A 22,713-nucleotide genomic window follows, 5' to 3' on the forward strand; every position below is an offset into this window, starting at 1 on the left:
GCGAATTGAGAGCTGTATAATCGCCAGGTAGGGAGTATGAGACGTATTCTATGACACGCTGGGAAAGTTATGGAATGCTCCGCTACACCCTCTGATTACTCGTGTCGAAGGCCGCACTTAGTTTGTCGCACATGAACTCCCGGCGGAGTTCTCGTTTTCGCTCGTCGGTCAGATAGTCCTCGAAGACCACCTTCGCGCTTGCACTCCCCTGTTCGTCCGCGATATCTTGGACGTGGCCCAGCAGGTCCTCAGTGGTTCGTGAGTAGGCGTCGTACCAGAACCGCCGACCCATGTGTGGCTTCCGGGCGACGCCGTCGATCTCCTCGGGCACGCCGGCCCTGTCGGCGAGGTCGTGGAACCAACCCGCGATGGTCGTGCCGTCGACGTGGCCGGTTTTCGAGCGCTCCGAGGGGAACAGATAGCCATCGACGCGGGAGAGGTGCCGGCGAGCGATGTCTTCGCCGAAGACAATAGCGACGGTCCCCGGCCCGTTCTTTCGCTCGTCGAACTGGATGTAGGGGTCCTCGGCGTCGAGATGGAGCTGGTCCTGGTGCAGCGCCGCTACCTCGCCGGCCCGCAGGCCCCACCCGGCGAGTGCGACGACGAACATCCGGTCGCGGCTGGTGATTGCCACGTCGAACATCGTCCGGACGTGCTCGGGCTCGAGAGCGACTGGATCTGTGTCCGACGAGCGCGTCCACGAGAACCAGCCTTCCGCACCGTTGGTGGGATTGACTGTCGCCACACGGCGCTCAACAAGCCAGCCGTACCACGTTCGGATTGCATCGTGGACGCGCGCGATGGTCGACTCAGCGAACTCTCCGGACATGTAGGCGAAGGTCTCCCGGCAGCGGTCGACGGCTTCGGTCTCGGTGATGTCGCTGTCGGCGTCGACGGGCGAGAGGAGATCGTCGGTTCCGTGGCGTTCTCGGTAGGACCGAGCGTAGCGGGCAAGCCGATACCGGATGGTCTCGCGGGTGCTATCGGTCCAGTCATCTGCGGCCGCTTGCTTGGCGTCGAGATACTCTTGAAAGGACTCGCGGGTCTCGTCGTGCTCGATATCCCAGTCGTAGCCGCTGGTTTCGGTGTCGTACCCGAGTGTGTCCGACCAGAAGGTGGCGAACGTCGTGTCGTGGTACTCTTTCAGCGCGTACGTGAGCCCACGGAAGCCGTTGTTCGAGAGCCACTCGTAGGATGGCCTGTCGGTTTCGGGGTCGAAGCCGTCCCGCCGCAGCGCCGGCACGACCACGGCGTCATAGGCGTCGGCGAGTTGGGCCTCGGTCAGCAGCGTCCAGGGCACGTCGTCGGCGGAGTGCCACGGCTTCGTCCGCTCAATCCCGGGTGAAGCGTCGTGCTTTCCCGGTTCTGAATCTGAATCAGCCGATTTCGGCATACACAGCTAAACACACTAAAACCTGATAGTTCTGTTGGGACAGCAGACGCGTGCCAGACTTATGGCTCTACGGTGGTTTAGCAAATATTGCTTTAAACTGCATATCGCTGTATGGAATGTCCATATCCAGTAGTCACAGATTCTGCGTTTAGACTTCTACAAACCACCATTTAATCAACACTTAGCTCACATTTCGAGCTACTCCAATGCGTAGCCAGAGGTGGTGCTCACCCAGACTCAAGAGTAACATCGCCGGACGGCGCGGCGACGGTGAGTGAGACTCGGTTTACCGGACTCAAGAGTAATCGGGAATACAATACAGTGTTCTTTCTGAACCGTTTCAGCATTCATGAACCGTGGAGCGGTTCAGTCATTGCGGGGTCGCTGATTAACCGAATGACTGCTGTCCTCTGTTATTCCCTGAGGGTTGAGACTACGCGCGAGGGAATTGGTCATAGGAGAAGTCCGGAGGATCGTCGCGTTGTACGAGCGAACGCAAGGCTCAAACGAGTAAGTGTTCACTAAGTAAAATAGTGACCGAAGCCGCCCCTACCGAGACGCAGGCAGAAATAGCCGATGCAGTGCGCAAAGCACTCGCCAAGCACGGGTACGCGCGCCTCACGACCGCGAAGATCGCCGCCGAGAGTCCGAAGACTGAGGCCGGTCTATACTACCACTACGACTCCAAAGACGCGATGGTCGCTGCGTTCCTCGAAAGTGCTACAGGATTCCTGAGACGGCAGCTAGAGGAACTTGATGCGACTTGCCCCGAAGCCCGACTTCGAGAAGCCTGTGACAGGCTATTCGTGAAGTTCGACGACGAACCGCGACGACGAACTAACATTGCCGTGATGGAACTGCTCGCCCACGCCCCGCACAACGAGACCCTCCAAGCACCCCTTCTCGAACTTGAGACCAGTAATCTTGCAGTCTTGCAAGGTATTGTCGAAGACGGCATCGAACAGGAGGTCTTTCGCGAGACTGACGCTCGCGGGGTCGCGGCGTTTCTCCTTGCTGCCGCGAGCGGCTCAACCGGATTTTACCTCGCACTTGAGATGGAAGACATCGGTTCCCCTCTCCACGCACAGGTGGACTCGTATATCGACTCACTGTTAGTGTAATCGGGGGACCCCGATCTAGACGAATGCAAACGATTCGATAGCGCAGCCTCGCGAATCAGGTGACCCTGTCACACGGATGGTTTACCTCCAACCGAGGTCGAAATCTGGCCGATGGGGGAATACGAGACTTACCCTATACCATCCGTCGATGGCTGTGTGTTCAGATCCATCTCGAACCGCTGACGGTGATGTCGGCGGAGATATATTTCTGGTTCGATCAGACCGATGACCTGATTCAGTACTGTATCACGGTGAGTCGGTCAGACTCGGACACCTTGTCGGCCACCATCTCGGTGAGACCCTCGATTTTCGCTATAGGCACGTGATCGTTGCTGGGGATATGGCGACTGGCCATTCTGTCGACCTCATTAGACGCCTCGATGATGGCCGTCTCCGTTTACACGAAGAGTGGAGTAGGATTCTAAGCAAGGTCCGGGGTCTAGTGTCCTCGAAGAAATCACAGATCAGAATATCTCGACAGATTGAATCAATCTCGCAGACGGGTTTCGACCGTCCCTGAAGCGGACTGCCGACGAACTTGCACTGAATGAGCCGTGGCGAGCCAACGAACTACTTAGTGAGCTAGTACCCAAGTGAAGTTATGGGGATAGCGTGAGAAGATGTTGCAATGAGCGGAGACCGTCGAAAAGAGATCGTCCGCCATCTGAGTGAAGACGATCTCAATCGATTGCTATCGGAGGCGGACGATCCGAAGGTCGTCCGCCGCCTCACGTTCGTGAAAAATCTCTACAAGGGCGATAGCCTTGAGGAGGCAGCTGACCGCGTTGGCAAGTCTGAATCGACGGGCAGTCGGTGGGCACGTCGCTGGAACGAAGGTGGTCTTGGACAGTTAACGCCGAACTTCGGGGACGGACGTCCCCCGAAGCTCGGCGAAGACGAGCAGGAACAACTCTTTGAGATGCTTCGTGACGGCCAACCGTGGCAGCCACAAGAAATCCAGCATCTCATCAACGACGAGTTCGGCGTTGAGTACCATCCAGTCTACTTGGGTGAGTTTCTCAAGGATCTCGGATTGTCATACGCAATTCCACGAACAAAGCGTCCGTCACGGCCAGATAATGCAGAAGAGATTCTCGACGAGCGCGTCGATGACGCGCTCGCCGAGGATACTGGGGAACCACACAACAAACGCGAAGACGACGACGAGGAAGGCTGGGTCGTCGACGATGATGTCTGTACGGATGGGGGCACTGTTGTCGGCTTTTTCGATGCGTCGCATCCACAGCCGTACGATAACTCGCGCCGATTGTGGTATGTCGATGATCCGCATCATGAACGACCGCTGGTGAAGATTTTCGAACCAGCGGTCGGTTTCTACGCACTCAACGGTAAGAGTGTGGTCAGTTTTCCAGAAGACCAAACGAAAGAACGCATTTGTGAGTGCTTGGAGAAGGTCCGCGAGCAGAATCCTGCGACGGGGATTCTGCTCGTCTTGGACAATCACTTCGCGCACACGTGTGAATTCACGCGCAAACGTGCCCACCAACTCGGGATTGATCTCGTTTTCTTACCGGTTGGATCACCCGACCTCAACCCAATCGAGCAGGTCTGGAAGAGTCTGAAATGGGAAGCCTCTCCGCTGATTGTCGAGAGCGCGAACGAGTTCCGCGCTCTCGTCTCAGAACTGTTCGACCAACTCACGTCTCGGCTGAGCTTCGCCAAATCATGGATCGACGAATTCCTCGGCTCTCGCTTGCAGTTCTTCTCCTAAGTACTAGTTCACTAAGTAGATTTATTACTCCCTTTCTCTATCATCAGGTGATGACCAATACGAAAGAGTCGACATCTGACATTGGCCAAGTCCACACCCAGTCGGTCGCCACTCGATTCAAAGCCATCCCCACTCTCGCATGGATTGCTGCGGCTGTTGGTGGCTTCATCGGAAGCATCCCGCTCGGTCTGATGATGCAGTACGGGAACCCGAACCCTTGATCGAGCTCGCCCTACCAATGATGTACGGGCTCTCTGGGCCAGACTTGCTAGCTGGGTGGGTAATTCACCAGTTTCACGGGGTGGTGCTCGCAATGATGTACGTCGCGGCTGTCCAATGGCAACCACTCACCGAGTACGCGAAGACACTCCTTGGTGCCACGGCCCTCGCCGTTCTTGTCGGCGTCGTCTCGACGGCACTACTCTCAGTTCTCCTGATGCCGCTCTGGCTCGGCGCTGTCGGCTACCCGTTCACGCCGGCGTTCCCCGATCTTGCGATGCCCGAGAAGCTCTGGAGTGTCCTCGGTCACGTCGTATACGCGCTCCCGGCGACGCTCGGATACGCGCTCGTTGCGAGGCGGTGAGGCCGCTGTGATCGCCGAAAACGTCACTCTTGGACTCCACATCCTCGCGGGATTTGCGGCGCTGTTCGCCGGTGCTGGCGCGTTCGTGACAAAGAAGGGCGGGTACCGCCATCGACGCCTCGGTCGCGTCTACGTCGGGTCGATGGCGTTCGTTTCGGCCTCGGCGCTCGCGTTGTTCGTGTTCGATCCGAACTCGTCTCGGCAGTTCCTCGCGCTCGTCGCGGTATTCAGTTTCTACTTCGTCTTCTCCGGGTACCGAGTTCTCTCTCGCAAGCGACCGAGCGATAGTCCTGCGGCTGTCGACTGGGCCGCGACGGTGATGCTTGTCGGGGCTGGTGTCGGACTGACTGTGTTCGGGGCTACTCGGCTCTTGTCCGGAGTGGAGTTCGGGACGGTGATGCTCGTGTTCGGGGGGATCGCTCTCGGGTTCGGCGGTAACGACATCCAGCAGTTCAGACGAGGGGTGTCTAATCCTCGGGCTTGGTTCTACGGCCACCTCTCGCGGATGGCGGGCGGGTACATCGCGACGGTGACTGCATTCTCGTCAGTCAACTTCACGTTCCTGCCGTCGGTGGTCAGTTGGCTGTGGCCCACCGTTATCGGGACGCCGCTCATCTTCTTGCTCGTGCGCCGGTATCGGACTCAGTTTGATCATCGAACTGCCAGTACCTGAGTAGCTGTTTGTCCGGAAGTCACCCTCTTATATATGGATAGACATCAGAGCACCTAGTTAGTTCCTTGACCACAGTACAGTATTGAGTGCCTGACTTGGCCAGTGGCCTTTTGACAACAATCTTATCTGACAAGTACAGAGAACACACGATGTTCGATTTTTTGGAGGTGCTCGCTCACGGTTGTGGTTGCGACACCGATCTGAGTCGCGATCTGCTCGTGAGTCGTTCCTCTCGGTGTCTCGTAGTATCCCTCCTCAACTGCCACCGTGAGTACCTCCATTTGCCGCTCGGTCAATAGCGATATAATCTCACTCTCCCCTGGCTTACGCTCTCCCTTTCTGAGGAGAGTTAGCTCGATATCCGACGGAATTTCTGAGATGACACGATGAAGCGTTTGTTCGTCTCCGCTCATCGTGATTCTGAGTCCGTTATCGGTATGTGTTATAGGTGTCTCGAACACGATTCCGTGCGTCCGGGCAAGAGAGAAATATTCACGAATCGGCTCAATTGGGCGACCGTGGATGTACACAAGTCCCTCCTCGCTCTCTGGCACATCACAGGAGATGACCTCTTCGTGGTCTGTGAGGTACGTTCTTACTTGATTGAGGTCGCCTCGAAGATGATATAGAAGAACAATCGTCCCATCTTCGAGAATGGTAACGTAGTGAAGTGACTCGCGGATTATCGATGGGTCCGCTGCGAGTAACCGATTTGCCGGGTGGAACCCGCCTTCAACTGTGATTTCCAACGTAATCGACTTCATGATGATACTCCTATTCCCCGGATCATATAAACAAGCCTGTCTGGGTGAGGCAACGCCGGTATGCAAATTCCAGTCTAACGGTAATTTGCCTCATGATAAGACAAACCCTCGTTCGGCCCAAGTTAGGCATCGAACGGTTGCTGAAAGCAGTGGTCGCTCGTTCTGTAAGTGACAAAACGAGTGGAGGGATTTGATATGGACGTTCGAATCAACGAGTCTGAGAGTTTGATGACGGCGTTGAGTACCCGAGACGCGATTTTCCCTGGGGTGATGACGCTGACTTTGGTTGCAATCTTCACGTATCTCTCTCCGGGGCTGTCACTGATTGTTACATTTGTTCCCGCGATTATTCTCGCATATGTGTGTTATTTGCTAACAAGTTTTCAGCAAATGCCCGATCCAAGTCGTGTGCTCCCAGTTTACTTGGTGGCCTTTGGTGTCCAGTTTTTACACTTTGCCGAGGAGTTTACGACTGAGTTCTACACCCGCTGGCCGGTCGAGGTTTTCAACGCAGCTCCGTTTGAGCTCACGACGTTCGTTCAGATCAATATGGTCTCGTATGCTGCGTTCGCTCTCGGCGCAGTCGCCATCTACCGTGGTATCAAGGGTCCGATGCTCATCGTCTGGTTTTTCACGCTCATGGGGGTTATCGGAAACGGAATTCTTCATCCCGTTTATCCGATTCTCGCGACCGGTGAGTTCGGCTACTTCCCCGGACTCTATACGTCCGTGATCTATCTGATTCTAGGGCCGATCCTGTTTCATCGTCTGTGGGAAGTCCGAAGCGATAGTGGCAGTGGTGTGAACCGTGACGTTGAGACGAACAGCAATGCGGGGAGCAGTCAATGAGGTATCGCAGATGGGCGACGGCTGGCATTGCTGGAAGTATCGGTATCTTCGTTGCAAATCTCGTCAGTCAGGTTCTGTTCTTCCAGCTAGGAGAGGAGATCTTATTCCACTCGGACCAGCAAAGCGACAAACTGATCGCTGTCATGACTCATATGGAACCGCTGCCAGTGATGGAAACAGACCCAGGGGTATACATGACGATCTCGTTATTCATCGGTGCACTCCATGGCGGGGTTTTTTCGTACATTCGCGATTCGCTTCCGGAAAACACCATTAAGAGTGGATTGGCATATGGCGGAATCCTCTGGGTGCTGATGGCCCTGTACTTCGAGTTTCACGCACCTTTCAACATGTTCGGTGAACCGCTCCCACTTCTGGGACTGGAACTGTTCTTCTGGGTCATCGTAGTTAGCGTTGAGGGTGTGCTTATCAGCACACTCTATGACTGGTTTGGCTATTCGAGGGGAGAATATTGACTCACCTGATGTCTTTCAGCGACCGAGATATGGTCGCGACAACGAAACGTGATACGATGAAATATCAAGTAGGATTAACATCAGATGTCGAATAAGGTAGATGGTATGAAGTTCGCCGATCTGAGTCATACATTCGAGGATGGGATGCCCGGTTTCCGTCACGAGAACGATGACGGGACACACACGGAGTACACTGCGGAGGTGTCTCCGTTCTTCTCCCACGAGGATTCACGGGAGAAGTACGACGACAAGGCCGCGTTCGAGGTCACCGAAATGCGGTTCCAGACGTCCATGGGGACGTACCTCGATTCACCGTACCATCGGCATCCGGAGGGGCGGGACATCAGTGAACTTGAAATCGGCGAACTGATACTCCCTGGGAAAGTCGTCGATGCCCGAGGACTTGGTGGTGACGAGGAATTGACCACCGACGCACTTCCCCGAGAGGATGACCTCGCAGGTTCTGCCGTCCTGTTCAATTTTGGATGGGACAAACACTGGGGCTCAGAGAAGTACCGATCCTACCCATACATCTCTGAGGCCGTCATTGAGAGACTAATCGATGCAGACGTTTCCCTGGTCGGGGTAGACACGTTAAACGCCGACGACCACGAGAATCCCACTCGTCCAGCTCACACTCTACTCCTCGACAAGGAGATCTTCATCGTCGAGAATCTCTGCAACCTCGATTCGCTCGTTGGTACGTCATTTCGATTCTATGCTGTGCCGATCAAAGCCAAAGACACTGCTGCGATGCCCGTTCGTGCGTTTGCCGAACTTAATCAGTGACGCAGGAAACACAGCATTCACAATATTACTCTAAGAGGGAGAGTGATTCCTCCATTATATGAATTTTCCTCACCATCCAAGGGAACAGTAGCTTGCTGTCCATATGCGAACCATCGACTTCAACATGACCACGAATGCAATTGCATCAAAGCGAGAGTTGGCGCGATCGCGCAGAGGGTAACTAATTGATGAGCGCGACTCAGACCACATCATCGTCTCTGAAGAATTGAGCATGGCCCTGAAGATGAAAGACGAAAACGAACATTGCGGGAGTCACTCACTGACGCCGACGAGAGTTACATCTGCGCGTATGAGTGTACGTTCTGTCCGGAATGTACTAGATCCATGGACGCGACATGTCCAAACTGTAGTGACAAACTCGTCCCTCGCCCGGTCCCTCCAGCGTGATTATTTCCGTACTCGTTCGTTTCGTCGAAGACAGATACCTTCGCATCGTCACTCGACAGTCGATATAAAAAGGATTAGCTGAAAGAAACGAAGTTGTTGTACTGATTACACCCTCTGTACTTAGCGGTCGAGAAGTAAGAATTGTTGGCTATTGAATGTTTTAATAAAGCCCTTCGAATATTCTCTCGATTCCATTTGGCTAGATTTAGAGTTATAAGAAGAAGTTGGTATAGTGATAAACTACTTAAAAATATAGACTTCCTCATGGCTCATGAGCCATGAGACGGTGGGGAGTACGTTTGGTGTGCTTCCCACCCTGAACCGTCAGCTGGGACAATTCCATTTGTGGCTGAGGATTTCACAAGAGGTAACCCAACCGCTCATTCGTCTTTAGCTAAGACTCACACCTCGGTTGTGTAGCGGTAGCGAGCGTCTCTTGTAAGATCGGTCGTTGTTGATGGATCTTCTGAGCATCCTCGATGAGCCGCTCCAGCAACGGTGGTGGTGAGTAGCCGAGGTACTCACCGAGTTCGTGGAGAACAAGCTGGGCGTGCGACCGGAAGGTCGCCGCCCAGCGTTCCGGTGGAAACACAATCTCGTCGTCAGCCTGCTCGGTGACCAGATCCAACAACTCACGGCTCACTAGCAGCGACAGCAACGCCGCATACAGCAAAATCTCCACCACAACAGGGTTGCTCGTGTCGAACTCATCTAGTTCGTATTGCGTCTTCAACTCACGAAACAGCGTTTCTACCTCCCATCGACACCGATACAGCGTCCCTAGATCTGCTGGGAGAAACTCTTCTCTCGGTAGATTTGTGATATACAGATGGTAGTCGTCGGCGTCCTCGTCCCGGACGCCGACGACGCGGAACCGCTTCGTGTCTAGCGACCGTGTTCCCTCGTACTGACCCCGCTTGAACTCCGCTTCGACCTCTACGTCAATGTACTCCCGCGAGAGATCACCGACCACGTCGTGGATCTTCTCTCCTTCCAAGGGAATGGCGCGCCCGCGCCATTCCCGTAGTTCCTCTGTTATCACCGGATTCGCGTTCTGCTTCAACCGGCTCACGAAGTAGCCGTCGTTCTCGTCGATCAGCGCAAAGCGGCGGTACTTGAAGTACGCTAGGTCGAACAAAACCAGCCGTCCATGCAGCCACGATCCCGTCTTGAACAGCGTGCTGTCGTGCGCTTTTTCATCGGTCACATCGATCCGTTCAATCGTCTGGTCGGTGGCATTGTGGAGCAGGTGGAGCTTCGCTCCAGCCTGCTCCTCGTGGCGAGCTTGGAACTCGTCGGAAAGGAACTCGTGCAACCGCAACACCGTTCCATCAGCGATCATCACGTCCCTGAATCGGTTGATATCACCGTCAACAGCGTCGGGAACAGCGACCTCGTCGAGACCACGCTCGACGAGGTCGCGGAGATACTCTGCAAGTGACGGTGTCAACCGGTGATAGAAGCCACCGGGAGAGATCGTCTCATCGGCTGTAGAGTTGTAGCTACGTCTAAATCCAGCGAGTGTTCGGCTCTCGCCTGCGGCGAAGCCGAACACAAGCGCCCACACGAGGACGGGAATCTGAAGCTTCCCCTCCCGTTCGACCACGCCGAGTTCCTCGGCGTGCTCTTCAAGGAACTCAGAGGGAAACAGTGTAGTGAGACGACGCAAGATTCTCGATGAGGAGGTCTCGTTGTACACACTCGACACCTCCTCATTCCTTCCGAAAAGTAGCCTCGATAAGCCGCTGCTGTCACGCGGTTCTTCGCTTAGCTAAAGACGGATGGTGAGGCGTTATTTCGCCGGTAGGTAAACGTGTAGTCTTCGTCTGATTGTTCAACGTCGATCAAAAAGGCTGCATCACTCATTTCACGGAAGATCGCTTCGTAAACACTTCTTGACTCGCCGGCGGTTGCTCCCCCTCTGTCCATGTTCGAATTATCTTCCATATGGCTCATTTATTACACAGAGGAATTTAAGGAAGTGCTGAATGCGCGCTCGATCTTTCATCACAATCAGTACATTTCCCTGAACTGTTAGAAAATCTAGTCTGGTCGTCGGCAGCCTCGACAGCGACGATCACGTTGCCGCCGGAGCGCGAAATCTCTGTAACGGTTCCGACGACTACATCGAGTGGGCCGTCTCCCTCGGTCCAGTCGGCTCGAACGTGGTCGCCGCGGTCGAAGTCATACTCCTCGAAGGAAGGTGCTGTCGTACTCATGGTCTCCTCCGGCTCCGAGGGAGACACAAAATGGCTGCCTCAATCAATAGCTAAATCGGCGAATATTGCACCACTTCACTTCAGAGGGTGTGATTCGCATATTCTGACTTCACTATAGGCTCCGCTATTCGGTTACTACTGTGTATAGCTCCCCGAGGCAGATGCTAAGTCAGTCATCGACTCAAATACCGAGATGAGTTAGTTGGACAAGCGGAAGGTCGACGGAATCAGAATAGAATCAACATATAGATTGAAGTAAGTCCTAATGAACGTATCTGATATCGTAATATGAATGCAGATGACTATGTGAAAAGCATTCGTCTTTAGCTAAGACTCACACCTCGGTTGTGTAGCGGTAGCGAGCGTCTCTTGTAAGATCGGTCGTTGTTGGTGGATCTTCTGAGCATCCTCGATCAGCCGCTCCAGCAACGGCGGTGGCGAGTAGCCGAGGTACTCACCGAGTTCGTGGAGGATGAGCTGGGCGTGCGACCGGAAGGTCGCCGCCCAGCGTTCCGGCGGAAACACGATCTCATCGTCGGCCTGCTCGGTGACCAGATCCAACAACTCTCGGCTCACCAGCAGTGACAGCAACGCAGCGTATAGTAGAATTTTCACGACATCAGGGTTGTTCGTGTCGAATTCGTCCAGTTCGTACTGCGTTTTCAACTCACGGAACAACGTTTCTACCTCCCATCGACACCGATACAGCGTCGCTAGATCCGCCGGGAGAAACTCCTCTCTCGGCAGATTCGTGATGTACAGGTGGTAGTCGTCGGCGTCCTCGTTGCGGACGCCGACGACGCGAAACCGCTTCGTGTCCAGCGACCGAGTTCCCTCGTACTGGCCGCGCTTGAATTCTGCTTCCACCTCTACGTCGATGTACTTCCGCGAGAGATCATTGACCACGTCGTGGATCTGCTTGCCCTCCAAGGGAATGGCGCGGCCGCGCCATTCCCGTAATTCCGCCGTTATCACCGGATTTGCGTTCTGCTTCAGCCGACTCACAAAGTAGCCGTCGTTCTCGTCGATCAACGCAAAGCGGCGGTATTTGAAGTACGCCCGATCAAACAGAACCAGTCGTCCTTGCAGCCACGATCCCGTCTTGAACAGCGCGCTGTCGTGCGTTTTCTCATCAGTCACATCGATCCGTTCAATCGTCTGGTCGGTGGCGTTGTGGAGCAGGTGGAGCTTCGCTCCAGCCTGCTCCTCGTGGCGGGCTTGAAACTCATCAGAGAGGAACTCGTGCAACCGCAACACGGTTCCATCAGCGATCATCACGTCCCTGAATCGGTCGATATCAGCGTCAACAGCATCAGGGACAGCGACCTCGTCGAGCGCGGCCTCGACGAGGTCGCGGAGATACTCTGCAAGAGTAGGCGTCAACCGGTGATAGAAACCGCCAGAAGAGATCGGTTCGTCAGCTGTAGCGTTGTAGCAGCGTCTAAACCCAGCGAGTGTTCGGCTCTCGCCTACGGCGAAGCCGAACACGAGCGCCCACACGAGGACAGGAATCTGAAGCTTGCCCTCTCGCTCGACCACGCCGAGTTCCTCGGCGTGCTCTTCGAGGAACTCGGAGGGAAACAGTGTAGTGAGCCGACGCATGATTCTCGACGAGGAGGTGTCAGTGTGCACAGCGGACTCCTCCTCATTCCTCTCGAAAAGTAGCCTCGATAAGCCGCTGCTGTCACGTGGTTCGTCTCTTAGCTAAAGACAGATGCTATGTGAAAAGTAAAGAAACACATCTAGCAACTGCAGATGTTGACCAAACAACCCCGACTCCACCAGTGACAGGAGCTGGGAAGCTCATTTGCACAGACTCTCGGTTAGTTTTTGACACAGCTAAATCAATCACGGATATTCGAATGGATAGCATTTCTGAGATTGATTACTCTCCACCATCATACCTGAATAGAGCAACGGTCGTTGGTATATTGGGAATTGTTTTTACTGGAATTATCTGGCTTCTGTTATCAGCTATACGGCCGAACTCACAGTTCGTCTCTTTCATAGTGTTGGCACTCGGACTTATCTTCGGGATCGTCTCAATACTCGTTGGACTGTTGATGCGGAAGGCCACACTAGTAATTAAAACTAATTCGTCAAAGTACCGCTTCAGAGGAAGTGCTGCTGAACTCTCAAAACTACCTCACGCCATCAGAGGGGCTGACCGGAGTTAGAATTGAGTTTTTATACCAATCAAATTCATTTGTGACCGCTTTGTGAGCACTCTTGTCGAGCTTAGTTAACATTTGGAAGTATGAACTAATCGGCCTCTCGACTAATTCAAACTCTGACTACCTCTGCTGTCTGCGGTGCTACGTCTATTAGTCGCTGAATCCACCACTCAGTTTATTCTCTCTCATAGTCGCTCCCACGGAAAGAAGCCATGGCGCTCGCGATAGGCACTGATCTGGTCCTGAAACTCTTGTTCCTGGAAGTCTGGCTCGTCGCCGTGGATGTCTTCGGGAGAGACGCCGTCGGGAAGATGCTCGTAGTCCGTGACGTCCGCCGTGTCATCCTCCTGTTCGGATTCGTGTCGGTGCTGCCCACACTCCCTGCAGGTCCAGATCAGCCGGTCAAGGTGTGAGTGGCACTCGAAGCCATCCAGTCCGTGCGATTCGTGTCCCGTCACGGCGCCACACTGGCGACAGTAGAACCCGATTCCGACTATCTCCGGTTCGGCTCTTGCCTGATGGCGCTGCACAACGCCGGGAACAAGCCAGTACGTGCCGTCGTCCTCCCGGAACTCATCCGTGAGGCGCTGGAACTCCGAGCGGTCGGTGACTGGCGACCCGTCCTCGAGATAGATCCGTGGCTGGACGTCGTCTCCATCCCCGTCCCATTTGGTCTGTTCGTCGGCTGTTTCTAGAAGCGCCTGTCCGGGTTCCTCGTCGATCGTGGTTTCGGTTGGCAGGTCGGGCCAGCCTTGCGTGAGAGTGGCGGCTGGCTCGGTTCCAAATGCTGCTCGACACTTCACGGTTCCATGGGAGACATCCTCGCCGCTCGCGATGCTATCAGACACGGAGAAGGCCGCAGCGCCGAGGGCTCGTGCATGGAAGTCAGTGTTCGCTTCAACGAGCGCCAGAACAACCCGCCCGAACGTCCACTCCCCAAGTGGGCTGCTATCCTGATCGTCGGACGAAGTCTCGGAGACGCCGGTTTGAGCGCAGAACGGACACTGGCGCTCGTCCCGTGGAATGTCCTGTCCGCAGGTTCTACAGGTGCGAGTATCATCCTCTGCATGATTGGGATATCTGGTGGATTCGAGGACACGTTTCCGTCCGTTCCCCCTTGTTTCAGGGTCAAAACTTGCTGCACCGCGGATATCAGCGGGATCGTACTCAGGATTCCGGTCAGTCACACGCTTGGTTGCGGTCGTCATCGTATTTAAGCCTCCACCCATGGAGGTGGGACAAAACAGACCGATACAGGTGTGTGGTCGTCTTCTCCGGTGGGCTATTCTGGTCATTCATGTGTTCCCAGTTCATCATTAGACCGATCACTGCCGCGGTTTCTCCACCTTGTCCGCCAATCTAAACAGCCTCTTCCAACTGGGTCTTGCTGAAATTACTGATAATAGAGCGACAAGTACCTGAGATGTCTTATACAGCCACTGGTTCTCATTTACTTACAAATAGTATTTTAGCACTAATAGAAAAATAGTCAACTAATGCCCGCTTGCGATCTCTGTGGAGCAGTTGATGATCTAACCCATAGCTGTAACCACTGTGGCGGGACGTTCTGCCCAGCTCACACACTTCCAGAGAATCACCAGTGTCCAGGGTTTCGAACTGACGCTGTTGGGGTCGGGAAGTCTGACTCTACTGATAGCGAAGAACCTGATGACGTAACAGAACTAGGATCAAAAGACAATCCGCGCGTAGTAGACAATTCCCCAGATTACAAATCAAGCCCTGACGTGGCTGTTGATGGTAGTGTCGCAGACAATCAAAGCGAATCAAAGGATGATGCGAGCAGACAACATGATGGAATAAGTATAAGAAGTAGGGTGAAGCGGGCCGTTGTCGGTGGGTTTGTCTCCCCGCAGTACCGTGGACAGTGTCCGAATTGTGGACAGTATGTCTCAGAACACGTACGCTCCACTAGTGCAGGTCTTCCTTGTTGCAAATCTTGCGGTTGGATCCCCGGATACCCCGTATTACGCCGTCTAACACACCGGTTCAATTGGCATAACTGGAAACGGCGTATGGGTAGATCGGCAAAGTTATCGCTGCTATTGTTGGCTGCTTTCAGTCTTGTAGCTGTTTTTGGGACTGGCATCTCACCAATTGACAACACTGCCGACAGCATAGCTGAGAGAGCCGGCCTCAGCGACGACATTGATCGCGTCAGCGCAGTCGCTGCCGATCTCGCTAATAGCACGCAATCGTCTTCATCTACCGATGCTTCAGAATCGGATACCACTAGAGGGATAGACGAACGCCGTGTCGAAATGCTGGTGCACCAATACGTGAACCAAGAACGGCAAGAGCGTGGGTTATCGGCGGTTGGATATGACGATGAACTCGCCGGTATTGCCCGTAATCACAGCGAAGACATGGCGACGCGGTCGTATTTCTCGCACGAAAGTCCGTCTGGTGATGGTATGAAGGATAGATATGCTAATGCAGGATACCAATGTCGTGTTCAAACATCTGAAAACACGTACGTCACTGGCGGCGAGAATCTGGCACAGACATGGGTGTACGAAACTGTTAGTACGACTGATGGATCGGAATACTACGACTCTGCGGACGAACTGGCACGCGGAATTGTCGACCAATGGCTGAATTCCCCTGGCCACAGAGAAAACATGCTAACGGAGTCGTGGGTGTCTGAGGGCATCGGTGTAGAGGTCAAACAATCGGGCAAGGTCTATGCAACGCAGAATTTCTGCTAAAACACAGACAATCGGTGAGAGTTGATGTAAGGTTGCCTCAAATGCTGCTCGACATTTCACGGTTAAACTCCAGCCCCGAGGGAAGCACAAACCGACAGAGGCCAAGACAGGACGAGTTGGCTACTCGTCGCCCGTGCTGTCCGTCACTTCTGCGATGAACGTGTCCGTGGCCCTGTCCAGATCGTACTGGTTGATGAGTTCGAGGGCAGCCAGCGCTGCGCCTGTGTCTACGAGGTCTGCGGCGAGCAACCGTTTGAGACGAAGGGTGCCTTTGTGGGCACGGTCGGAATCTGAACCTCGTATCTGGGTAAATTCCATCAAGAGTCGTCGCCAAGCAGTCGCCGAGCCGGTCACCGTGAGATTCCAGTCCGGGGCTTCATATCTAGAGGACGACTGCCGGCGGTAGTGGCCTTCAAGTCTGTCGAGCAAGTCGTCGATAATTGTGCCCTTCTCAACGGTCCGTCCGTGTATGGCGTAGTCTGGGTCGACGAGATTGCGCCACTCGTCGTAGGAGGCGATATCGTACTCGACAGCTAGCTCGACCTCGACTGTTTCGAGACAATCGGCTTTCGCAGTTTCATTGACGCGCCGAAGTCGATCTGCGGTCCCCTCGGCGTGGACTGTGAGGTCTGGGAACTGCGCTTCGCTGGATGCTGATTGCTGTTCTCCGGTCTGATCGCTGTTGGTGGTCTTCGATGCCATGGGTACTGTCGGGACGCTCTCACTGGACCGCCCCGCACCCGACTGGGGGTGCAAAAACTCACAGTCTGGGCGACTAATCGCTGAAGAATTGGCATACATCACTGTCTCCGGAGAAAACCACCAGACAGCGGTGGTATTTTCACTCGAAATACGGTGTGTTAAGTCTGGGACTAAAGCCGGTCTCAAGAGGGTGTCGTAGGGACTCTCCTGAGGTTAGTTTGTCCTCATTGCTTTCCCTAACCTCCTTTTATTTTATATGAATACAGAAGATATTAAAACGCTAAACAGGTAGTTGTCAATTATGGATAGCAACCTCACACCCGACGAGTGGGATCGAATTAGAGCGTTCGCGCGGGCTGCAGATTGCCGCCAACGGCCCGAGATACTGCTCCCTGAGGAAGCGCTTAAAAGCGACTAAGATACAATCACGTTCTGGTCCGCACCTGATGACTGGCTCCTACAATGTTCTAAGCAATTCAGCAGAGCAGAATACAACCAGCTGTACTGTCGGTATTCTATGCACTCAGAGCGAGATCAACTCACACTTCAAGTCGCTCTATCGGTTCGACCTCGAAGGTCAGCAGATGTGATCGAAGACGGGCGTAGGCCCCGTCGCCGTCAGTGGTGACGCAGTACCGGTTCAGCCGGGCCTCGCGAGGATTCCCATCGTTCTCGTCCCACGCTTCCAGCGTGAACTCGTGGGCCTCTAGATCGCCGTCAGCGGCTTCAAACACGGCTGCAACCGACGGCGTCCCATGGTTGTCAGCGACGTAGGCCACTTCAACGGCGTCGTGGCCGGCGTCAAATCTCTGCCAGCCATCGAGTTCTTCCGGTGGCTCCTCAGCGAACTGTTCGATCTTGCTCTGAGTCAGTTCGGCTTCTGCGGCGTCGCGCCACGCTTGTTTGATATCCTCGGCTTGGGACCGCTCGATCTCCTGAAGGACGTCGCTGTCGATACAGTCGGCGGCCCACGCAAGCACGGTCTTGGCCTTTTTGTGCTTCTGCTCGGGTTCGCCGTCCAGCTGTCCGAAGTTCATCTCTTGGGGAGACATCAAGAGAACTGACGACCGCCAGTAACCGGGGTCAGCGTCGCGATCCTCGCCAGCATCGGGAGCCCACGACTCCATCGAGGTTCGGACTTCTTCGTGGTGTCCGAAGCCAGTTCGGACGCCGCCGGCGCGCAGGATACGTTCTGCAAGGTCGATGGTTCGCTCGCGCTCGTCAGCGGGCGCTTCATCGGGGCGGTCAACGTCGGCGTAGAACGGTAAGCCGACTTTGCTGATGATCGTCTCTTTGTAGTTTGGGATAAGCAGCGGTTCATCGACGAAGATCGGGTCAAACGGTGGTTCGTCTGTCGGCAACATACTGGAAAGCCTCCAGCCATGGAGGCGACACAAAATCGCTACTGGAGTGAGCCTGACCTAGAGGTACTGGTCGGCGGTGTCGCCGTGGTTCGCTTCCAGGGCTTCCCAGTCAGCCATTGCGTCGTATTCTGGTCGAACCTCTCCATCCGAGAGCATATCATCGACGAAGGCTTGTACTTGTTCGTCGATAGAAGCGTTCTGCAGGTCGTGCTCCCGAGCGACAAACTGGATACCACAGATTGTGCGTCCGTCTGCTGCGAGCTGCCAGAGTAGGAGCTTCCGGTTCTGGTAGGTTGCGAGTTCTGTCAGCAATGCGTCGTCTGATGGATTGGACATTGTGTGATGCCTCCGGCTGCGAGGGCTGCATAAAACAACATTGTGTGTAAGGTAAAGGGTCGATACAGCGCTTCAGGAGGCTACCAAGGCGGGTTCAGATGAGTGCGAATAAATAAGATTATGACTCTCGGACGTGGCGTTTGGTTTGACAGGATGTACGATGTGAATAGTTTCAAACGTGATATGCTAGTCGTGATCGCAGGCATGGACGATCCGATGGGGACAGAACTCACCGCCGAACTGCAGGAATACTATGCCGAGGAGATCACAGTCGGACGTGTGTATCCGCAACTGGACGAAATGGCTGAGAAAGGGCTTATCAAGAAAATGGATAAGAACGGACGAGGAAACAAGTATCGACTGACAAGGCGTGGCGTGCGAGACCTCCAAGGTCACCGAGAGTGGGAAAATCAGTATCTGGCTCCGATTGACGAGCTATCCACATAGCAAGCAGTGACGTGATTTGGCATGGGCAGTCACTCGGTTTCGTCGGCATCTGCCTCTAAACCCAAAAATTTCAAGAATTCTGTCCGTTTGTGATCAGTCACGAAATCAACCAGTGCAGGGTAGAACTCGTCATTTTTCGATATTTCTCCATCATCAGCAAGGACAGACTGTGCGTTGGCCTCTTGAAACAGCTTGGAGATGTCATCTTCTCGGTCGTCACCGAGATACATCGTAACCTGATTCCGATCTCTGACTGGAATCTCTGCTTTGGGTCGAGAGTTTGCTGCTTCTGCCTCAGCCTGTCCGGTTTCTTCTTCTGCGATTTCAGTATATTCAGCGTCCTTGTCGCTACTTTGATCTTGATGATCGCTGAACCGCTCTTTCAGGTCTTCACTCATTGTTTATTTCCTCCAGTAGCTCTGCGATGCTGAGATAACAGTCGCGAAGCTCATTGATTGGGTCACTATCCCACGGATAACCCGCGTCGTCTGGATCATAGGCATAAATTGATGTTTCGTATTCGATAGCGTGTTCAATTGCGTCTCTGTCTGGAACTGAGAGAACTCGATCTTCCCCGAACGTCTCAGTGAACCAGTCCTGCATATCTTCTGCGATGGAGCCTTGAGCTGGGACTTGATTTAGGATGGCTCCAATAGCCCTAATCTTGACCTCGAACTGGTCTTCTAGAGTCTCTACTTCATCAAACAAGATCTTAAGCGACTCCTGAGCGATAACATTCGGCTCGCTTGGGAATAAGACGTTCTCTGCAGCGAGAAGTGCAGCATCGGCGAGCGGCCCAAGATTTGGAGGCGAGTCGATCAGGACATAGTCATAGTCGATGTCAGAGCGGTTGAGAGCGATTTTTAGAGACTCAAAGCCTCGCCGATCAGTGTACAAAGACTTCTCGGCAAGGAAATTCCGCATATGCGCAGGAATAATGTCGTACTCCCCACCGGAGATGATGAGATCATCTAACTGGTCGAATTCCATATCTCCATCTTGGGTTAGGACATCAATCAGTGCCTCCGCGTCTTCATTTGGGTTGTCAGAGAACTGTCTATATTGCTCTTTATGCCCGAGTTTGAGCGTTAAAGCTCCCTGCGGATCAGCATCTATTGCGAGCACGTCATGGCCACGTTCAGCGAGTGCGCCTGCCGTGTTGATCGTTGTCGTTGTCTTTCCGACTCCCCCTTTCTGCATACCAATTGTGACTCTCATGTACGCACCTCTCGAAATTTTCGAAGTTTGCGAAGTTTGCGGGCCATTCGTATATGTCGTATATTACGCCATGTACATAAATTCCAGTGCGACAGATATAAGACATATATTACGCAACTTCCGTAAGACTTGGAAGTTGCGAAATATCCGTAATATACGTAGTGTTCGTAATTTCCAGCTATTTCGAATAGTACGGCTGTCACTGTCGAATCAAGGGTAGCTAACTGATACTTACCCTACCCCCATTGGAGTCGAGTCCGGGTACTAGATTTAGCGTCTCAAGCAGTTGTCAACCAGTTTTCGGACACCCACACACCGTCTTCGAAGTATCCTCCTGGATTGGTGTTTGTGGAGAATAGTCGATAACCAACTCATGCAGAGCAGTTTGAGGAATAATGGATAATTGAAATGGTGGAAGATAAGATATTAAATTGACTATTGTATGAGATAGATTTAATAAGAAGGGAGAAAAACCAAATCCGTACCACTACTTGAGAAATAGTATCAACAGACTAAGAATCATCAAGAGCATCGCAAAGTATGCCCATAACTCTACTACTCGCTTATTTTAAACAAAGATACTTCGAAGACGGTGTGTCTCTATCCATTCTGATTATACTTCAGAACAACTTATCCGTGGAACCTGCCACAAAGATACTTCGAAGACGGTGTGTGGCTCCCCCTATGTAGATATGCTAATCCTCCGCAAAATTGCGCTTCTGTGCCTGAATCACTCGCTTAAGGCCATCTTCGTGGTGACTCAAATCAGCAATACGTTCGTCTTGCTCTAACCGCTTCTTGATTTCTCCGGGGTCACGCTTGAACTCATACATCAAGTACATCCCCCACCTTGTTTTCCGCCAAGGCTTTTCCTCTCGTGATCGAGCTGCCCATACGTCCCGACCTCACGGACATAGTTGTTGAACGTCTCCCGTGTCCGTCCATCTGCATCAAGCACATCCGTCAGAAACTGGTACACCGGGAACGCCACCCGCGATGACGCCGTCGTTGACCCACTCTTCCCGAACTCCGCCACCGCGGCTGTCGCATATAACGAGATTTTCTTCTGTGTCGTCAGTCCTTCCACAAGCTTGAGAGAACGGTCAGTCTCAACATCCTCTTGAGCTTCCCGAACGTGATTCTCGGTCACAGTCAGATCACCGTTCTCATTCGCGACGTCGCCTGCCTTCCGAAGAAGATCAATAGCTTTCCGAGCGTCTCCATGACTTTGAGCAGCGAAGGCAGAAGTCAACGGGATAACGTCCTCGGATAATGCGTCCTGAATAAATGCGTCTTCCCGGTTCCGGAGAATCTCCTGTAGTTGGTTAGCATCGTAGTCGGAAAAGGGAATGTCCCGTGGGTTGAACGAACTTTCCGCTCGTGCGTCCAGGTTATTCATGAACTCAGGGTCGTTGGTTAGTGCAGCTACTGATACCTGAATATCTATGCTCTCAATGCTGGCGCGGCTGAGTTGGTAGATTAAATCCGAATATGCGGGTTCGCTTGAAGATGACCGCCGACCGAGTAGCAAGTCAATTTCGTCTAAGACAAACACGACAGAGTCGTATCCTTCATCTAGCAGATCGTAGAGACGGTCATACTTCGTACTCGTAGAGACGCCATGCCGCGCGACTCCGATTTCTTCGTTGAGGTCATGAGCAGCTTCACGGACAAGTGCGTACACGGCTTCGTCAAGACTCCTGAGATTTTGGCAATTAATTCGGAGTGTACCGAACTCATAACCCCGATTCTTAGATATGTCTCGGATTTGCCGGGCAACAGCGTCAAATATCAGCGATTTCCCTGTTCCTGCAGGACCGTAGAGTAGTAAGTTCGGTGGGCGGTTTTCATTCAGAACCTTCCGAAGATTAGAGACGACAGTTCTCAGTTGATCGTCGCGGCCAACAATACGGTCTCTGTCGATAATCGTGTCGGGCTCCACTAGATTCCGATTTCTGAACACTGACTCCTCGCCTGCCTGTTCAATCATCTCCCGCACGGTGAGTGAATCGTCAGTATCTCCCACATTATTCCCTGATGAGTGGTCGCTGTCAGTCATATATCCCGATGTATCTCCCATCCACATAAATATACTACACCACGTTCGAAGTAACATCTCACTATTCTTGGCAACTGCAGTCTCTTATACCCGGAATATCGTTATCTACTAAAATAGAATTCACGCACCGTCTTCGGAGTATCATTGGATATCCAAACACACCGTCTTCGAAGTATTATCGTCATGTACACAACAAGAGCGAATGAAAAGCTCATACCATTACTTGGATGAGATTATGTTGTTCGTTAAAGGACAGAATTTGAGCGCAATAGTTGAGACTGGCAGTCTCAATGCATACGAAATGAGATTCATGGGAATCTTGTCTGCATTAACTGATCAATCTGGATGCGTATTACCCAAGTGAGGTTTTGTCTTTTCGGCATGGGTTCATATTGGGAGCATGAATAAGAGCCTATGAAGCGCCGTCACTATCTTGGAATCTTATCAACTGTCTCAACAGGGATAACAGCAGGCTGCTTAGGTGGAAGTGGGTCCGAAGAGCCAGCCTGTTCCAATGGAAATAGCTGGTCTCCGAATGTCAGAGCGGATATTTTGACCCTTTCACCCGGGGATTCGGATGAGATCGATATTCATATTGATAGCCTCTCCAGGTTCCAATTGTTCGGACCATCCGTCTTTAGCTAAGCGAAGAACCGCGTGACAGCAGCGGCTTATCGAGG

Annotated in this window: 22 protein-coding genes and 2 pseudogenes; 12 read left to right on the plus strand and 12 right to left on the minus strand. The window is 53.2% G+C overall.

Annotation, left to right across the window (positions count from 1 at the left end; all coding sequences use genetic code 11):
* Positions 1-82: 82 nt before the first annotated feature.
* Positions 83-1,393, minus strand: coding sequence for a site-specific integrase (locus Har1131_RS18335; protein ID WP_151148025.1), 1,311 nt, complete (start codon positions 1,391-1,393; stop codon positions 83-85).
* A 533-nt stretch (positions 1,394-1,926) separates the two neighbouring features.
* On the opposite strand from Har1131_RS18335, the gene Har1131_RS18340 reads away from it, so the two are divergent.
* The 5 genes from Har1131_RS18340 to Har1131_RS18360 all read left to right on the plus strand — a co-directional run bounded on the left by Har1131_RS18340 (position 1,927) and on the right by Har1131_RS18360 (position 5,502).
* On the plus strand, positions 1,927-2,514 hold the full coding sequence (locus Har1131_RS18340) for a TetR/AcrR family transcriptional regulator (protein ID WP_225308176.1): 588 nt from the start codon (positions 1,927-1,929) through the stop codon (positions 2,512-2,514).
* Positions 2,515-3,142: 628 nt separating this feature from the next.
* On the plus strand, positions 3,143-4,246 hold the full coding sequence (locus Har1131_RS18350) for an IS630 family transposase (RefSeq protein ID WP_151148031.1): 1,104 nt from the start codon (positions 3,143-3,145) through the stop codon (positions 4,244-4,246).
* Between the two features lie 50 nt (positions 4,247-4,296).
* Positions 4,297-4,467 carry a DUF2852 domain-containing protein gene (locus Har1131_RS22265; RefSeq protein ID WP_225308177.1) on the plus strand — a complete coding sequence of 57 codons (171 nt, stop codon included), beginning with the start codon at positions 4,297-4,299 and terminating at the stop codon, positions 4,465-4,467.
* Positions 4,468-4,559: 92 nt separating this feature from the next.
* Positions 4,560-4,829 (plus strand): hypothetical protein, encoded by a 270-nt coding sequence (locus tag Har1131_RS22270; protein WP_225308178.1) that lies wholly within the window; start codon positions 4,560-4,562, stop codon positions 4,827-4,829.
* 7 nt (positions 4,830-4,836) lie between these two features.
* A complete protein-coding gene (locus Har1131_RS18360) occupies positions 4,837-5,502 on the plus strand; it encodes a DUF2306 domain-containing protein (RefSeq protein WP_151148034.1) in 666 nt (221 codons plus the stop codon).
* A gap of 122 nt (positions 5,503-5,624) precedes the next feature.
* On the opposite strand, the gene Har1131_RS18365 is transcribed toward Har1131_RS18360, so the two are convergent.
* Entirely contained in the window at positions 5,625-6,266 is a 642-nt protein-coding gene (locus tag Har1131_RS18365; RefSeq protein WP_151148037.1) for a helix-turn-helix domain-containing protein, read from the minus strand.
* Positions 6,267-6,461: 195 nt separating this feature from the next.
* Between Har1131_RS18365 and Har1131_RS18370 the strand changes: the two genes are divergently transcribed.
* From Har1131_RS18370 to Har1131_RS22785, 4 genes are all read left to right on the plus strand, one after another.
* Positions 6,462-7,115, plus strand: coding sequence for an HXXEE domain-containing protein (locus Har1131_RS18370; RefSeq protein ID WP_151148040.1), 654 nt, complete (start codon positions 6,462-6,464; stop codon positions 7,113-7,115).
* Positions 7,112-7,591: a hypothetical protein gene (locus tag Har1131_RS18375; protein ID WP_151148043.1), complete on the plus strand. Its 480-nt coding sequence runs from the start codon at positions 7,112-7,114 to the stop codon at positions 7,589-7,591. The genes Har1131_RS18370 and Har1131_RS18375 overlap by 4 nt, the downstream gene beginning before the upstream one ends.
* 105 nt (positions 7,592-7,696) lie before the next feature.
* Positions 7,697-8,380 carry a cyclase family protein gene (locus tag Har1131_RS18380; RefSeq protein WP_151148046.1) on the plus strand — a complete coding sequence of 228 codons (684 nt, stop codon included), beginning with the start codon at positions 7,697-7,699 and terminating at the stop codon, positions 8,378-8,380.
* A gap of 264 nt (positions 8,381-8,644) precedes the next feature.
* Complete coding sequence (locus tag Har1131_RS22785; protein WP_151148049.1) at positions 8,645-8,788, plus strand: DUF1272 domain-containing protein; 144 nt, start codon at positions 8,645-8,647, stop codon at positions 8,786-8,788.
* Between the two features lie 394 nt (positions 8,789-9,182).
* Here Har1131_RS22785 and Har1131_RS18390 read toward each other — a convergent pair whose 3' ends face one another.
* The 4 genes from Har1131_RS18390 to Har1131_RS18405 form a co-directional block, all read right to left on the minus strand.
* Positions 9,183-10,457, minus strand: coding sequence for an IS4 family transposase (locus Har1131_RS18390; protein WP_151147453.1), 1,275 nt, complete (start codon positions 10,455-10,457; stop codon positions 9,183-9,185).
* A gap of 304 nt (positions 10,458-10,761) precedes the next feature.
* Positions 10,762-11,007 (minus strand): hypothetical protein, encoded by a 246-nt coding sequence (locus tag Har1131_RS18395; RefSeq protein WP_151148053.1) that lies wholly within the window; start codon positions 11,005-11,007, stop codon positions 10,762-10,764.
* A 327-nt stretch (positions 11,008-11,334) separates the two neighbouring features.
* On the minus strand, positions 11,335-12,609 hold the full coding sequence (locus tag Har1131_RS18400; RefSeq protein WP_151148056.1) for an IS4-like element ISHma1 family transposase: 1,275 nt from the start codon (positions 12,607-12,609) through the stop codon (positions 11,335-11,337).
* A 757-nt stretch (positions 12,610-13,366) separates the two neighbouring features.
* Entirely contained in the window at positions 13,367-14,389 is a 1,023-nt protein-coding gene (locus Har1131_RS18405; RefSeq protein ID WP_151148059.1) for a hypothetical protein, read from the minus strand.
* Positions 14,390-14,677: 288 nt separating this feature from the next.
* Here Har1131_RS18405 and Har1131_RS22275 point away from each other — a divergent pair.
* Both Har1131_RS22275 and Har1131_RS22280 read left to right on the plus strand, forming a co-directional pair.
* Positions 14,678-14,779: pseudogene (locus Har1131_RS22275) on the plus strand (AN1-type zinc finger domain-containing protein); the annotation flags it as partial.
* 435 nt (positions 14,780-15,214) lie between these two features.
* Positions 15,215-15,907: a CAP domain-containing protein gene (locus tag Har1131_RS22280; protein ID WP_008313723.1), complete on the plus strand. Its 693-nt coding sequence runs from the start codon at positions 15,215-15,217 to the stop codon at positions 15,905-15,907.
* Between the two features lie 120 nt (positions 15,908-16,027).
* On the opposite strand, the gene Har1131_RS18415 is transcribed toward Har1131_RS22280, so the two are convergent.
* The 3 genes from Har1131_RS18415 to Har1131_RS18425 form a co-directional block, all read right to left on the minus strand.
* Entirely contained in the window at positions 16,028-16,609 is a 582-nt protein-coding gene (locus Har1131_RS18415; protein ID WP_151148062.1) for a hypothetical protein, read from the minus strand.
* A 539-nt stretch (positions 16,610-17,148) separates the two neighbouring features.
* Complete coding sequence (locus tag Har1131_RS18420; RefSeq protein ID WP_151148066.1) at positions 17,149-17,973, minus strand: hypothetical protein; 825 nt, start codon at positions 17,971-17,973, stop codon at positions 17,149-17,151.
* Between the two features lie 57 nt (positions 17,974-18,030).
* Positions 18,031-18,309 (minus strand): hypothetical protein, encoded by a 279-nt coding sequence (locus Har1131_RS18425; RefSeq protein WP_151148069.1) that lies wholly within the window; start codon positions 18,307-18,309, stop codon positions 18,031-18,033.
* Between the two features lie 120 nt (positions 18,310-18,429).
* Between Har1131_RS18425 and Har1131_RS18430 the strand changes: the two genes are divergently transcribed.
* Positions 18,430-18,756 (plus strand): PadR family transcriptional regulator, encoded by a 327-nt coding sequence (locus Har1131_RS18430; RefSeq protein WP_151148072.1) that lies wholly within the window; start codon positions 18,430-18,432, stop codon positions 18,754-18,756.
* 29 nt (positions 18,757-18,785) lie between these two features.
* Here the strand turns inward: Har1131_RS18430 and Har1131_RS18435 are convergent, their stop codons facing one another.
* From Har1131_RS18435 to Har1131_RS18445, 3 genes and pseudogenes are all read right to left on the minus strand, one after another.
* Positions 18,786-19,154 (minus strand): hypothetical protein, encoded by a 369-nt coding sequence (locus tag Har1131_RS18435; protein WP_050007901.1) that lies wholly within the window; start codon positions 19,152-19,154, stop codon positions 18,786-18,788.
* Positions 19,147-19,974, minus strand: coding sequence for a ParA family protein (locus tag Har1131_RS18440; protein ID WP_079990707.1), 828 nt, complete (start codon positions 19,972-19,974; stop codon positions 19,147-19,149). Before Har1131_RS18440 ends, Har1131_RS18435 begins: the two co-directional genes overlap by 8 nt.
* A gap of 695 nt (positions 19,975-20,669) precedes the next feature.
* Positions 20,670-21,964, minus strand: a pseudogene (locus tag Har1131_RS18445) (orc1/cdc6 family replication initiation protein).
* Positions 21,965-22,713: the final 749 nt, after the last annotated feature.

The sequence above is a fragment of the Haloarcula sp. CBA1131 genome, assembly GCF_008728975.1.
Lineage (GTDB): Archaea > Halobacteriota > Halobacteria > Halobacteriales > Haloarculaceae > Haloarcula > Haloarcula hispanica.

Bases quoted from the DNA above. Each gene is read 5' to 3' on its own strand.
- Har1131_RS18335 (WP_151148025.1), bottom strand. From the start codon at position 1,393: ATGCCGAAATCGGCTGATTCAGATTCAGAACCGGGAAAGCACGACGCT.
- Har1131_RS18375 (WP_151148043.1), top strand. From the start codon at position 7,112: ATGAGGTATCGCAGATGGGCGACGGCTGGCATTGCTGGAAGTATCGGT.
- Har1131_RS22265 (WP_225308177.1), top strand. From the start codon at position 4,297: ATGACCAATACGAAAGAGTCGACATCTGACATTGGCCAAGTCCACACC.
- Har1131_RS18430 (WP_151148072.1), top strand. From the start codon at position 18,430: ATGACTCTCGGACGTGGCGTTTGGTTTGACAGGATGTACGATGTGAAT.
- Har1131_RS18405 (WP_151148059.1), bottom strand. From the start codon at position 14,389: ATGACGACCGCAACCAAGCGTGTGACTGACCGGAATCCTGAGTACGAT.
- Har1131_RS18435 (WP_050007901.1), bottom strand. From the start codon at position 19,154: ATGAGTGAAGACCTGAAAGAGCGGTTCAGCGATCATCAAGATCAAAGT.
- Har1131_RS18370 (WP_151148040.1), top strand. From the start codon at position 6,462: ATGGACGTTCGAATCAACGAGTCTGAGAGTTTGATGACGGCGTTGAGT.
- Har1131_RS18440 (WP_079990707.1), bottom strand. From the start codon at position 19,974: ATGAGAGTCACAATTGGTATGCAGAAAGGGGGAGTCGGAAAGACAACG.
- Har1131_RS18400 (WP_151148056.1), bottom strand. From the start codon at position 12,609: ATGCGTCGGCTCACTACACTGTTTCCCTCCGAGTTCCTCGAAGAGCAC.
- Har1131_RS22280 (WP_008313723.1), top strand. From the start codon at position 15,215: ATGGGTAGATCGGCAAAGTTATCGCTGCTATTGTTGGCTGCTTTCAGT.
- Har1131_RS18425 (WP_151148069.1), bottom strand. From the start codon at position 18,309: ATGTCCAATCCATCAGACGACGCATTGCTGACAGAACTCGCAACCTAC.
- Har1131_RS22270 (WP_225308178.1), top strand. From the start codon at position 4,560: ATGATGTACGTCGCGGCTGTCCAATGGCAACCACTCACCGAGTACGCG.
- Har1131_RS18395 (WP_151148053.1), bottom strand. From the start codon at position 11,007: ATGAGTACGACAGCACCTTCCTTCGAGGAGTATGACTTCGACCGCGGC.
- Har1131_RS18415 (WP_151148062.1), bottom strand. From the start codon at position 16,609: ATGGCATCGAAGACCACCAACAGCGATCAGACCGGAGAACAGCAATCA.
- Har1131_RS18420 (WP_151148066.1), bottom strand. From the start codon at position 17,973: ATGTTGCCGACAGACGAACCACCGTTTGACCCGATCTTCGTCGATGAA.
- Har1131_RS18380 (WP_151148046.1), top strand. From the start codon at position 7,697: ATGAAGTTCGCCGATCTGAGTCATACATTCGAGGATGGGATGCCCGGT.
- Har1131_RS18365 (WP_151148037.1), bottom strand. From the start codon at position 6,266: ATGAAGTCGATTACGTTGGAAATCACAGTTGAAGGCGGGTTCCACCCG.
- Har1131_RS18350 (WP_151148031.1), top strand. From the start codon at position 3,143: ATGAGCGGAGACCGTCGAAAAGAGATCGTCCGCCATCTGAGTGAAGAC.